The sequence below is a fragment of the Bacillus sp. FSL L8-0358 genome (assembly GCF_038593095.1).
GTDB classification, from domain to species: Bacteria; Bacillota; Bacilli; order Bacillales; family Bacillaceae; genus Bacillus; species Bacillus subtilis.
On the sequence record NZ_CP151962.1, the window covers coordinates 2,410,758 to 2,423,496 of the forward strand.

15 protein-coding genes and 1 riboswitch are annotated in these 12,739 nt (G+C 42.0%); of the genes, 6 read left to right on the forward strand and 9 right to left on the reverse strand.

All coding sequences use genetic code 11. The features are described from left to right. Positions 1-45: 45 nt before the first annotated feature. Both mntR and lipM read right to left on the reverse strand, forming a co-directional pair. Positions 46-474, reverse strand: coding sequence for a transcriptional regulator MntR (mntR, locus tag NYE49_RS12290; RefSeq protein ID WP_003236923.1), 429 nt, complete (start codon positions 472-474; stop codon positions 46-48). Between the two features lie 99 nt (positions 475-573). Beyond that, positions 574-1,410, reverse strand: coding sequence for an octanoyltransferase LipM (gene lipM, locus NYE49_RS12295; protein ID WP_047182867.1), 837 nt, complete (start codon positions 1,408-1,410; stop codon positions 574-576). 190 nt (positions 1,411-1,600) lie between these two features. On the opposite strand from lipM, the gene NYE49_RS12300 reads away from it, so the two are divergent. Continuing rightward, positions 1,601-1,981, forward strand: coding sequence for a rhodanese-like domain-containing protein (locus NYE49_RS12300; protein ID WP_004398485.1), 381 nt, complete (start codon positions 1,601-1,603; stop codon positions 1,979-1,981). Between the two features lie 34 nt (positions 1,982-2,015). On the opposite strand, the gene gcvPB is transcribed toward NYE49_RS12300, so the two are convergent. Genes gcvPB through gcvT form a run of 3 tightly spaced genes read right to left on the reverse strand, consistent with a single transcriptional unit; the run spans position 2,016 to position 5,939 of the window. Beyond that, entirely contained in the window at positions 2,016-3,482 is a 1,467-nt protein-coding gene (gcvPB, locus tag NYE49_RS12305; protein ID WP_047182868.1) for an aminomethyl-transferring glycine dehydrogenase subunit GcvPB, read from the reverse strand. Beyond that, the gene (gene gcvPA / locus NYE49_RS12310; RefSeq protein WP_029317920.1) at positions 3,475-4,821 is read right to left on the reverse strand and encodes an aminomethyl-transferring glycine dehydrogenase subunit GcvPA; all 1,347 of its coding nucleotides are present in this window, start codon (positions 4,819-4,821) and stop codon (positions 3,475-3,477) included. Before gcvPA ends, gcvPB begins: the two co-directional genes overlap by 8 nt. A gap of 29 nt (positions 4,822-4,850) precedes the next feature. Next, on the reverse strand, positions 4,851-5,939 hold the full coding sequence (gene gcvT, locus NYE49_RS12315) for a glycine cleavage system aminomethyltransferase GcvT (protein WP_015384081.1): 1,089 nt from the start codon (positions 5,937-5,939) through the stop codon (positions 4,851-4,853). A gap of 171 nt (positions 5,940-6,110) precedes the next feature. Beyond that, positions 6,111-6,212: riboswitch (glycine riboswitch) on the reverse strand. A 168-nt stretch (positions 6,213-6,380) separates the two neighbouring features. On the opposite strand from gcvT, the gene NYE49_RS12320 reads away from it, so the two are divergent. From NYE49_RS12320 to sinR, 4 genes are all read left to right on the forward strand, one after another. Further along, the gene (locus NYE49_RS12320) at positions 6,381-8,054 is read left to right on the forward strand and encodes an SNF2-related protein (protein WP_047182869.1); all 1,674 of its coding nucleotides are present in this window, start codon (positions 6,381-6,383) and stop codon (positions 8,052-8,054) included. 20 nt (positions 8,055-8,074) lie between these two features. Beyond that, the gene (locus NYE49_RS12325) at positions 8,075-8,869 is read left to right on the forward strand and encodes a YqhG family protein (protein ID WP_003230200.1); all 795 of its coding nucleotides are present in this window, start codon (positions 8,075-8,077) and stop codon (positions 8,867-8,869) included. Between the two features lie 182 nt (positions 8,870-9,051). Then, a complete protein-coding gene (locus NYE49_RS12330) occupies positions 9,052-9,225 on the forward strand; it encodes an anti-repressor SinI family protein (RefSeq protein ID WP_003230187.1) in 174 nt (57 codons plus the stop codon). A gap of 33 nt (positions 9,226-9,258) precedes the next feature. Next, a complete protein-coding gene (sinR, locus tag NYE49_RS12335) occupies positions 9,259-9,594 on the forward strand; it encodes a transcriptional regulator SinR (RefSeq protein WP_003226345.1) in 336 nt (111 codons plus the stop codon). A 92-nt stretch (positions 9,595-9,686) separates the two neighbouring features. Here the strand turns inward: sinR and tasA are convergent, their stop codons facing one another. The 3 genes from tasA to tapA form a co-directional block, all read right to left on the reverse strand. Further along, positions 9,687-10,472 (reverse strand): biofilm matrix protein TasA, encoded by a 786-nt coding sequence (gene tasA, locus NYE49_RS12340; protein ID WP_003230183.1) that lies wholly within the window; start codon positions 10,470-10,472, stop codon positions 9,687-9,689. A 63-nt stretch (positions 10,473-10,535) separates the two neighbouring features. Continuing rightward, entirely contained in the window at positions 10,536-11,108 is a 573-nt protein-coding gene (locus NYE49_RS12345; RefSeq protein ID WP_080030740.1) for a signal peptidase I, read from the reverse strand. After that, on the reverse strand, positions 11,092-11,853 hold the full coding sequence (gene tapA / locus NYE49_RS12350) for an amyloid fiber anchoring/assembly protein TapA (protein WP_047182870.1): 762 nt from the start codon (positions 11,851-11,853) through the stop codon (positions 11,092-11,094). Before tapA ends, NYE49_RS12345 begins: the two co-directional genes overlap by 17 nt. 269 nt (positions 11,854-12,122) lie before the next feature. Here tapA and NYE49_RS12355 point away from each other — a divergent pair, with 269 nt between their 5' ends. Then, entirely contained in the window at positions 12,123-12,449 is a 327-nt protein-coding gene (locus NYE49_RS12355) for a YqzG/YhdC family protein (protein ID WP_047183570.1), read from the forward strand. Positions 12,450-12,490: 41 nt separating this feature from the next. Here NYE49_RS12355 and NYE49_RS12360 read toward each other — a convergent pair whose 3' ends face one another. After that, on the reverse strand, positions 12,491-12,670 hold the full coding sequence (locus NYE49_RS12360) for a YqzE family protein (protein ID WP_003230176.1): 180 nt from the start codon (positions 12,668-12,670) through the stop codon (positions 12,491-12,493). Positions 12,671-12,739: the final 69 nt, after the last annotated feature.

Genomic DNA, 12,739 nt, shown 5'->3' on the forward strand with positions numbered 1-12,739 from the left:
GGCGTCAGCGTATCAAAAAAGACGGCCTCCTTCGAGACCGCCTTTTTACTGATTATGATGTTCTGTTTTCTTTTGGATTGATTTCAGATCTTTTTTACGGGCATCATCTTCTTCAAAATATTGAACAAGATCCCCGATGCGATCAATACTGTTCCAGCTTAAATGATGTTCGATTCCTTCGACATCGTTATATATTTTCTCTTCATCAACACCAATGATTCTTAAAAACTGCTCAAGCAATTCATGTCTGTATACCAGCCGTTTGCCTATTTTTTTCCCTTTAGACGTTAACACGAGACCGCGATATTTTTCATAAATTAAATATTCGTCTTTATCTAGTTTTTGAACCATTTTTGTTACAGAGGAGGGATGGACTGCCAATGCTTCCGCGATATCGGAAACTCGTGCATATCCTTTTTCTTCAATCAGCATATAAATCTGTTCAATATAATCTTCCATACTTGGTGTTGTCATCGAAACCCTCCCAAAAAGCACCTTAACTTTATAAACCATTACAAGTTTACACTAATGAACTTGAAAAAACAAGGATGCTCCGCGGGTCAAAAGCCCTGTTTACCGCTTATAATTCCATTCATCTGAAGCGTACTTTGTTTCAGCCAAGTGATGAACAAAATCAAGCTCTTCCTGAGAAAGTTCATATGGCTCCAAATGAATGTTAAGACCTGTTTCAAATCCTTCTTTAAAGGCTTGACGAGCCTCATCCATCGTCACCCGCTTTTCAGTGAGTTCATTAATGGCAACCGCTTTATTTTTGAAATTGCGCTGCATCCGCTCTCTTACTCTTTCACTTGGATATAAGAACAGATCGAACAGCTTGTCCTCATCTAAATCAAGAAGAATGGAGCCATGCTGAAGAATCACGCCTTTTTGTCTCGTTTGCGCGCTTCCCGCCACCTTGCGCCCCTCAACCACTAGCTCATACCACGAAGGCGCGTCAAAACAAACAGATGACCGCGGATTTTTTAAGCTTTCTTTTTCTTTTTCAGTTCTCGGGATGGCAAAGTAAGCGTCCAGACCGAGATTTCTAAAGCCTTGAAGTATGCCTTCTGAAATAACCCGGTAAGCCTCAGTAACAGTCGCCGGCATCTCGGGGTGCTCTTCCGAAACAATTACGCTGTATGTCAGTTCCTGATCGTGCAGCACACCTCTCCCGCCGGTCGGGCGTCTGACGAATCCGAGATTATATTTATGTACTGCTTCAAAATTGATTTCCTTTTTAATATTTTGAAAATACCCTACAGAAAGTGTCGCCGGATTCCAGCCGTAAAAACGGATAACCGGGGGGATTTTCTTTTCGCTGTGCCAATATAAAAGCGCTTCATCAAGCGCCATATTGAATGCAGGACTTGCATTGCCTGAGTCTATAAACCGCCAAGTTTCTTTTTGCATTTTAAGACCTTCCTTACCGTTTTAATAGAATCAGTTTATCAAACTGTCGGGAAAATGAAAAATATTTTAGTTCCATTATAGATGACAATCACGCTGTGCTTTACTATAATAGTATTTGTCGAAAACGGCTCTATAACCTTGTTTTATGAAGCAGGGTTTTGATTTTATATGCTAAAGGAGTAGAATCACATTGTCTAATATGATCGTTTTGATTATTTTTGCTGCGTTTATCATCTATATGATTGCTTCATATGTCTATCAGCAGCGAATTATGAAAACACTTACCGAAGAAGAATTCCGCGCGGGTTACCGCAAAGCGCAGCTTATTGACGTTCGTGAACCAAATGAGTTTGAGGGCGGACATATTTTAGGCGCCCGCAACATCCCGCTTTCCCAGCTGAAACAGAGAAAAAATGAGATCCGTACGGACAAGCCTGTTTACCTGTACTGCCAAAACAGTGTCCGCAGCGGACGCGCGGCACAAACCCTGCGCAAAAACGGCTGCACTGAGATTTACAACCTAAAAGGCGGCTTTAAAAAATGGGGCGGAAAGATTAAAGCGAAGAAATAAAGCAAACAGCTGTCTGGTAGACAGCTGTTTTTATTTATCTTTCTACCGCCTCGTATCTGAGCACCGGGTGTCTCGCCGCTTTTGTTTCATCCATTCTTTTTACAATCGTTGTATGCGGGGCCTCCTGAACAAGCTCCGGATTCTCCTCCGCTTCTTTTGCGATTTGAATCATAGCATCAATAAACGCATCCAGTGTTTCCTTTGATTCTGTCTCTGTCGGCTCGATCATGATGCATTCTTCAACATTAAGCGGGAAATAAATCGTCGGCGGATGATAGCCGAAATCAAGGAGCCGTTTTGCAATATCAAGCGTACGCACTCCCAGCTTTTTCTGCCGCTTCCCTGATAATACAAATTCATGCTTGCAATGGCGGTCAAACGGAAGATCGTAATAAGGCGCGAGCTTTCTCATCATATAATTGGCGTTTAACACTGCGTTCTCAGTAACAGCCTTTAATCCGTCAGGCCCCATGGAGCGAATATACGTATACGCTCTCACATTAATGCCAAAGTTGCCGTAATACGGCTTCACACGGCCGATCGCATGAGGGCGGTCATAATCAAACGTAAAGCGCCCTTCTTTTTTGACTATAACTGGCTTTGGCAAATAAGGAATCAGATCTTGTTTTACGCCGACAGGGCCTGAGCCGGGGCCTCCGCCGCCATGAGGGCCTGTGAATGTTTTATGCAGGTTGAGGTGCACCACGTCAAATCCCATATCACCAGGTCTCGCTTTGCTTAAAACGGCATTTAAATTAGCGCCGTCATAATACAGTTTCCCCCCCGCTTGGTGTACAATTTCCGCCATCTCTGTAATCTGCTCCTCAAACAAGCCGAGCGTGTTTGGATTCGTCAGCATAAGAGCTGCAGTTTCTTCATTCACTGCTCTTTTTAAATCCTCTAAATCAACAAGCCCATTTTCATTCGATTTCACCGTAACGGTTTCAAAGCCTGCTACTGTCGCTGATGCAGGATTCGTCCCATGCGCGGAATCAGGGACAATGACCTTCGTCCGCTTGAAATCCCCGCGAGCTTCATGATAGGCACGGATCATCATCAGCCCCGTCCATTCGCCGTGCGCTCCGGCAGCAGGCTGAAGCGTAACCTCATCCATTCCCGTTATTTCTTCAAGGTGCTTGCTTAAATCATATAAAAGTTCTAATGCGCCTTGCACCGTGTCTTCATCCTGAAGGGGATGAATCGCAGCAAAACCAGGTATACGCGCAATTTTTTCATTGATTTTCGGATTGTATTTCATCGTGCAAGAACCGAGAGGATAAAAGCCGGAATCCACCCCGTGATTGCGTTTGGACAGCGCTGTATAATGGCGCATGATGTCCAGCTCTGAAACCTCCGGCAGCGCTGCGTCTTCGTCACGAATATAGGTGTCTGACAAGAGGTGCCCCAATTCGATTTCCGGTACATCGAGCTCCGGTAGACTATAGCCGATTCGGCCTTCTCTTGAAAGTTCAAAAATAAGTGCCTGGTCCTGATTACTCATGGCGATCCCCCAATTCCTGAATGAGTGCGTCAATTTCTTCTTTTGTTCTCAGCTCCGTTACAGCAATCAGCATATGGCAGTCCAGCTCCGGATACGTCAGCCCAAGATCATATCCGCCAATCATGCCTTTTGCCAGCAAACGCTTGTTCACAGCTCTCACCGGCTCATCCAGTTTGATGACAAATTCATTAAACATCGGCCCGTCAAACATAACGGTAAGGCCTGCTTTTTTTGCTTCTTGCTTTGCATAGTTGGCTTTTAAGAGATTTTGGCGGGCTATATCTTTTACGCCGTTTTTTCCGAGAGCAGTCATGGCCACTGATGCTGCCAGCGCATTTAAAGCTTGGTTCGAGCATATATTTGATGTTGCTTTATCCCGGCGGATATGCTGCTCCCTGGCTTGCAGGGTAAGAACAAAGCCTCTTTTTCCGTTTTCGTCTTCCGTTTGTCCGACGAGACGGCCCGGCACCTTTCTCATTAATTTTTTAGTAACGGCAAAAAAGCCGCAATGCGGGCCGCCGTATGCTGAAGGAATGCCGAAAGGCTGCGCATCACCGACGACGATATCAGACTGAAACTTGCCCGGCGGAGTGAGAAGACCTAGCGCCAGCGGGTTGGCTGAAACAATAAACATGGATTTCCCTTGATGAGCGATAGGCTCAATATCCTTTAGCGGCTCGATCCGGCCGAAAAAATTCGGGTACTGAACGATCACTGCGGCTGTGTTCTCGCAAACGGTTTGGCGCAATGCATCAAGATCCGTAACGCCATCCGCAGCGGGTACTTCAACAACATCAATATACTGACCTTTTGCGTACGTTTTCAGCACCTCTCGCGATTCAGGATGCACGGTTTTTGACACAACGATTTTTTTCTTTTTCGTGTGGCCTGAAGCAAGCATTGCTGCTTCTGCCAAGGCTGTTCCGCCGTCATACATCGAGGAGTTGGCGATATCCATGCCTGTCAGTTCACAGATCATCGTTTGGAATTCAAAAATAGCCTGGAGCTCTCCTTGTGAAATCTCTGGCTGATAAGGCGTATATGCGGTATAAAACTCAGAGCGCGAAATGACATGATCCACAATGACAGGCTGATAGTGGTCATATACACCCGCTCCTAAGAAAGAAGCGTATTGAACGGTATCACGATTTTTAGAGGCCAGCTTTGTCAGTTCTCTTGTTAATTCTGTTTCTGATTTCGCTTTTTTGATTTGATACTCTTTTTTATATTTGACGTTTTCCGGTATATCAGCAAATAAATCATCGATGCTGCTTACGCCGATAGTGGCAAGCATCTCCTGTTTATCCTTTTCTGTTGCGGGCAAATAACGGTGCTTCATGTGTTGTCTCCTCTCTCCAAGAAAAAATATTAGCGTTTATAAAATGGTGTTTTGACAACTTTTGCTTTCACTAATTTTTTGCGAATCTCTACATCTACAACAGTCCCGATCTCACTCGTTTCCGAATCAATTAAGGCAAGGCCGACGTTTTTCCCTAATGTCGGTGACTGCGTGCCGGTTGTCACCTTTCCGACAGACCTGCCATTTTGGAAAACCTCATATCCGTGCCGCGGTATCCCTTTTTCAATCATTTCGAGACCGACAAGTTTGCGCTTTGCTCCGTTTTCTTTTTGTTCACTCAATACTGACTTACCAAAAAAGTCAGACTCCTTTTTGTGCTTTACAGCAAAGCCTATACCTGCTTCAATCGGTGTAATATCCCGGGTCAGCTCCTGACCGTAGAGCGGGAGCTTCGCTTCAAACCGGAGTGTATCACGTGCACCGAGACCGCATGGAATCAATCCGTATGCATCCCCTGCATCGATAATTTTTTCCCAAATATGCATAGCATCATCACTGCGGCAATAAATTTCATACCCGTCTTCTCCCGTATAGCCAGTGCGTGAAATAAGTGCTTTGCGTCCGCTGATATCGGCTTCATCAATAAACGCAAACGGCTTTAATGCAGACACATCTGCATCTGTCAGATTTTTCAAGATCGCTTCTGCTTTCGGTCCCTGTACAGCCAAGAGCGCGATTTGGTCTGACTGATTGTCAATCTGCACATCACCTGCTGCATGTTCTTTCATCCAAGCCAAGTCTTTATCTATATTAGAAGCATTAATGACAAGCAGATAGCGGTTCTCTCCTTTTTGATAGATAAGCAAATCATCGACGGTTCCGCCATCCGGGTAACACATCGCTGTATATTGAGCACGGCCTGGCGTTAACGCGGAAACATCATTTGTCATCAATCTTTGCAAAAAAGACAGACAGTCGTTCCCTGACACTTCGACTTCTCCCATATGAGATACATCAAACAAACCGGCTGCAGTTCGGACAGCCTCGTGTTCTTTTTTTATAGAAGAAAATTGAACAGGAAGCTCCCAGCCTCCGAAATCAATCGTTTTTCCTCCATATTCCTTATACAGGTCAAATAACGGCGTTCTTTTCAGCATCTAATTCCTCCCCTTTTTCAACGGCGCAGCTAAAAAACATACAAAAAAGGACAGAGAAACACCTCATGTAAAATGAAGGTTCTCTGTCCTGGCACCTGAAAGTTTACTTTGCATACGCAAAGACGTCCCCTTTGGTGGTTTGCGCATCCGCACAAACACTCTCCAGAGTTGCGTCGAGCAAGAGTTCTTTTGCCTGAGAGATTCACTCCGCAGTTTGCTCCTTCGGCGCCTGTATCCCGAGGTTTTCGGTCAGGTCTCTCCCCTTGCTGTCATTCGCTCATATTTTCATGCTGTTATGGACATACTATAGCAATATCTTACATCAAATACATACTCATATCCTACCATCATCACTATATGCTGGGCAACAGCAATTTGGGCAGATTTTTCTTATATTATTCATCTTAAGAATCGAAGAATAAGAAAGGCGGTTTCAAAGCAATGAATACAGAAATGATCTACGATGCAAAATGGCCTGAAGAATTTGCTGAAAGACTGAAAAACGATGGCCCTTGGGCAAACTGGGAACTGTACAAGCTCTCTGCAGAAATCCAGAAAACATTAGCAATTCCAGAGTTTGAAGGCTTACGGGCTCCTTTATATCTGCCTTCCTTTACGCCGCTCCCCCACCAGCTTGAAGTGGCGCAAAAAGTGGTTGAAAAAATGAACGGGAAAGCAATTTTAGCAGATGAGGTTGGTCTAGGGAAAACGGTTGAAGCAGGACTGATTCTAAAAGAATATATGATTCGAGGGTTAGCAAAAAAAATTTTGATCCTTGTGCCCGCTTCCCTTGTGTCACAATGGGTCAAAGAGCTTCAGGAAAAATTTTTGATTCCGGCTGTTGAACAAAAGAAAAGCTATGTGTGGGAGCAATGCGATATTGTCGTCTCATCAATAGACACCGCGAAGCGTTCGCCCCATCGAGAAATCGTTCTGTCTATCCCATATGATCTTGTCATTATTGATGAGGCACACAAACTGAAAAATAGCAAAACGAAGAACTATGAATTTGTCCGGAATCTCGTAAAAAAATATTGCCTGCTTCTTACCGCGACGCCAATCCAGAACCGTATCGAAGAGATTTTCAATTTGGTGTCCTTATTAAAACCCGGCCATTTAGGCAGTCAGAATCACTTTCAGGAGGAGTTCGCCAAGAAGAAATCCAGTTTAGAAGCGCATGAACATTTAAAAGATCTTGTGAATAAAGTCATGATCCGTAACAGGCGGCATGATACAGGGCTGAATTGGAAACAGCGCCATGTTGAAACAGTGCCGATTCAATTTTCTCCATCAGAGCAGGCGCTTTATGATGAAATTTCTCGCTTGAAGGAAAGTATCAATAAACCAGCCAGCATGTTCTCGATTATGACCTTGCAAAGAGAATGCTGTTCGAGCAGAGAAGCGGTGTATATGACGCTGAAAAAGATGCTTGATCAAAAAGAGAAACAAGCACCTGCCATTGATGAGGATACGATTTCAGTTTTAATAGATCGCATCAATCAAGTGACACAAAACTCTAAAGCGCTTCAAGTTGTTGACTTGATCAAAAAGATCGACGATAAGGTCATCATTTTTACAGAATACCGTGCAACCCAGATTTATCTGCAGTGGTTTCTTCAGCAAAACGGCATCAGTTCTGTGCCGTTTAGAGGCGGATTTAAACGTGGAAAAAAAGACTGGATGAAGGATCTTTTCCGCGGAAAAATCCAAGTCCTTATTGCAACTGAAGCAGGCGGTGAGGGGATTAACCTGCAATTTTGCAATCACATGATCAACTATGACCTGCCATGGAACCCGATGCGACTTGAGCAAAGAATCGGAAGAATTCACAGACTCGGGCAGGAGCGTGACGTGCATATTTATAACATGGCGACAAAACATACGGTGGAAGAGCATATTCTAAAGCTTTTATATGAAAAAATTCATTTGTTTGAAAAAGTGGTCGGTGAACTTGATGATATTTTAACGAAAATTCAAGTGAACAATTTTGAAGAGCACCTTCATGACATTTTGTATCACTCAGCAACAGAAGAAGAAATGAAAATAAAAATGGATAACTTAACCTCATTTTTGTCTTATAAAAAACAGCTGCCTGCTGAAAAAAGAGGATCTTAGCCTGTAAGGAGGTTTTATTAGTGAGACAGCAAGAGGTTCACGATTTTCTGCTGCGTTTTTTTCAAGCAAACAGCTGCCAAATCGTCGATCAAGGCTTAGGCTATATGACAGTGCAGCTTACAGTTGAAATGGACAAACAAATCATGAACCGCCCTTTCTACTGGCATTGGCGCGAGAAGACAGGCGGTGATCCGAATCCAATGAAAATCACTTTTATTACAGATAAAGAAAATGCGCCAAAAGACCTAGATGGTGAATTTATATATTTTGGGGCCCCGCGTCTTTTTCAAATATTTAAAGCTGTTAAACAAAATGGGAGATTTACCAGAATGTATGAGAAAATTGAATCAGCCGGAGCTAAAGTCCCACTTCAGCCTTGGCTTGGTATAAATGTCACGATTTCATACCAGTCCGACATGAAAAAGGATAAGTTATTGTCACTAGGTCTTCACCTAGTCTCTGGAACGATAATTGAAGATTTTCAAAGCAAGCTGACCCAGTTTTCACTGACGTCTCAAATATGTGACTATTGCTTCACCATTTCACCTATGATCAAACCAGAAAGCGGACTTAAGCGTATGGAAAACTATATTTCCAAATCCGCTATGCAGGAGCCGTCCGACTGGGCGGAACAGGCGGTTAACAGGTGGAAGAATGATATGACATTGCTTGATAAGTTTTACGAGCATATAGAAGAAAAACCAGAAGAATACCATCTAGAAAAACAGGCGCTGAAAACCTTGTATCAACCAAAGATATCAGTTGAAATTGAAAATGGCGGATTGTTTTATCTGCAAAATAATATTTCAAGCTAACTTTTTTACCATTCGACATCATTCTCGTTTTTTTTGAGAAAATACGATTATAATAAAGGTATATTGGAAAAAAATTCTGGCGATTTAATGGCAAATGACTTCCAGAGACTAATGAAGCATACAATAAGTCATGGCCGGACTGGCTGAAATACATAAACAAGTATTTTAGGAGGAGAAACTGCATGAAGAATGCAAAACAAGAGCACTTTGAATTGGATCAAGAATGGGTTGAATTAATGGTGGAAGCCAAAGAGGCAAATATCAGCCCGGAAGAAATACGAAAATATTTACTTTTAAACAAAAAGTCTGCTCATCCTGGTCCGGCAGCCAGAAGTCATACCGTAAATCCTTTCTGAATGTGCTATAATATCACAAGGAAGGTGATGACATTGATTGGCCAGCGTATTAAACAATACCGTAAAGAAAAAGGCTACTCACTATCAGAACTAGCTGAAAAAGCTGGGGTAGCGAAGTCTTATTTAAGCTCAATAGAACGAAATCTACAAACGAACCCCTCCATTCAATTTCTCGAAAAAGTCTCCGCTGTTCTGGACGTCTCGGTTCATACTTTGCTCGATGAGAAACATGAAACCGAATACGATGGTCAATTAGATAGTGAATGGGAGAAATTGGTTCGCGATGCGATGACATCCGGGGTATCGAAAAAACAATTTCGTGAATTTTTAGATTATCAAAAATGGAGAAAATCTCAAAAAGAGGAGTAGTGCCGGAGCAGAGGCACTAACTCCTCTTTTGTCAATAAACATCGAGACGGCCCAGTATATGAATACTGGGCCGTCTCTTTTTATGGCTGTTATTAATTTTTATCCTCGCTGTGCGCTTTTTCATTTTCTTTCACATAGCCGTCTTTATCAGTATGGTCCTTTTTGATTGTCAAGCCGTTCCACTGTGTAGCTTCGAACGAGAATTGAAGCTTAATGGAGTTGCCTTGATATTTATTTTGAACCATAAGCCCATTTTCATCTTTTGTTTTATCATCTTTGAATTGGATTTCCATTTGAACCTGATCGAAGTCAGTTGGTGTTTTTGGAACACCATCATATTCAGGAGCGGTTTTACCGTCAATTGTTGCTACATTGACTTTACCGCTTGCATTTAAGAATTTAGGGTCAATTTGTTTTTTGATTTTTTCAGTAGCCGCTGCATCATTTTTAGCAGACATCAAATACAAGTCTTTAAGGTTGGCATCATCTAAAATAATGTTTTTCGGGTAACCATTGCCGCCCTCTTTTCCAACTGTCAACAATGTCACTTCAAACTGGCTGAGGAAATCTTCTGGAGATGTATTGCTGCCGCCGTTTGCTTTAAAATCTCCATAATTAAGCGCCATTAAAACTTCTTTGATCGCAAGTGATCCGTTATTTTCAAATTGGAAATCCTTTGTCAACTTATCTCCCGGCTTTAGATTTGATAGGTTCACACTCGCTGAATTCTCTTTAGCAGATAAATCAAGCGTACCTGATGCAAAAGTAGCATCCTTTGATTTAATGTCGTTAAATGCTGCCCATGTTCCTCCTCCAACTAAAGCTAATCCTAGTGCTGCAGAAGCAACTCCTAAACTCAATTTCTTTTTCATACCCATGGTAAACTCCCCTTTTATTGAATGATTTTATATCGAAACCTGTTGCCAGGTTTACAACTGAAGTTAAGTAGACATGGTGCTGTCCTTTGTATCTGTTTCCAAGGCTTTTGTCTTTCTTTCAATTTCTCTAATGGCGCTGCTGATCGTCACAAAAGCGTACACTAACAGCATCACGCCGGGAACAATCAATAATACAGCCGTTCCAATCGGCTGGCTGGCAAAATGAAGCATATAGCCTGCATATGGAAGCTGAAAACCTGTGTATTGCGCGCGAACATTTTCGTCCGATACAGGGGCTGAATCAGCTGCTGCATTATTATCACCTTTTGTTTTAAATAACAAATGGTCTTCTTGCTTTGTTATGTCAACTATTCTGTGGGTGACCGCCGTATTTGCATCCTGCATAAATGTAATAACGTCACCTTTTTGGAGCTCTTTCACATCAGCGATTTCTTTTACCAATATTAAGGAACCTGTATTGAACTCCGGCTCCATCGAACCTGACAGAACTGATTTCAGCGTATACCCAAACACCGCCGGCTCTCCCCCGGATGAACGTGTTGAAATCACGACAAGTGTCAGCACAATAATAAGAGTAAAGATGATCACGTATAAAATATTACTGATCAGCTTCATTGCTTTTTTCATCCTCTTCCCCGCTTTCCTTCTGGTCTGATTGAGTTTCATTTTCTTTGGTTACAGCTTCTTGAGATGTTTCTTCTTTCATTGTTTTTTCCTGTATATCCTTTTGTGTTGTTTCATTCTCCTTTTTGACGTCCGACTTTGTTTCTTTTTTAGGGACTGTCGGTTTTTCATCGCATTTTGCAAGCGTCATAGGCTCCGACCACTCAAATGTACTTCCGTTTGCCGGGTAGCCTGCCGGTTTATATACTTTAAATGCATAAATGCCGGGTTTCATTTTTTTCTTCGTCTCAATTTTATAAAGTGAATCGCCAATTTGATTGGAGACAAATCCTTTTTCGATCACGTTCCCATCCTCTAACGGTTTGCGGGCATTTTTAAGCTTATGAAGCTCCCACTTCCACTTTGATTTCTTAAGTTTCTCACCTGTATTTTCGAGCACAGCAAATAAGGCGAAAGGTGAGCATACAGTGCCTTTCGTATCTGTTTGATCTGATATGTGCAAATCACTTTGATCCCAGCGTTTATCATAATGGCAGTTTTTATCTGTATGCTGAAAGTCTTTACACGTTTGAAGTGAGACATCAAATGTTTCAATATCATGAAAAGCAGCGCTTGTATCATCGGAAAATTGTAAGCATATTGCGGCAGTCAGACTGAAAATGACTGAAAGCTGAAAGATAAGCAGAACTTTCAGTTTCGTCTTCGTCTTTTGCTGATTGTGAAACAATCGAAACATATCTTACCTCCTGTAAAACACTGTAACTTGATATGACAGTCGTTCTCTTTAAAGAACCGCACAAGTAGAGTATAATCAACGATTTATAGATTTTAAAACACCGAAATCGCTCATTTCGTTCGTTTAAAAGAATGTTTTCGTCATATTACAAAGTCTTGCTCAGTATTGCTCATCTTTTCATTTTTTGAAATTTTTGGGATTGTTATGTGAGAATTTAAATGCATATACAATTATTATTTGGTAATAATAAACAAAGAAAGGGTGACAGCATGATGATCAAACAATGTGTGATTTGTCTATCTCTTCTCGTCTTTGGCACCACAGCCGCTCACGCAGAAGAAATACCGCTTGTAACCGCCCGCCACATGTCCAAATGGGAAGAGATTGCTGTAAAAGAAGCAAAAAAAAGGTACCCGCTCGCACAGGTACTGTTCAAACAAAAAGTATGGGACCGTAAAAGAAAAGATGAAGCAGTGAAGCAATACCATTTAACTCTGAGGGAAGGGTCAAAAGAATTCGGCGTTTTTGTGACGATTTCATTTGATCCTTATAGCCAAAAGGTCAATAAAATTGCCATATTAGAAGAATATCAATAAGGTCCTCCATTTTTTGAAGGACCTTATTCGTTTATTTGCGGTTATTTTTTCCGTTTCAGCCAAAGTCGGAAGCCATAGGGTAAAATACCGAACCACTGCTGGGAAACAGGCGTTTTTGTTTCTTTCCGCACCTCTTTTCGTTCTTTTCGCTCATCTCTCGGAGTATCTATATATTTGACAAATTGCTGCGTCATATATTTAACATAATCATTCGTTTTCACGTGATCACCTCATCATTCAATTATTATGAAGTGTTGTCTCACATGACTTTTTTTATACCCTTTACACTG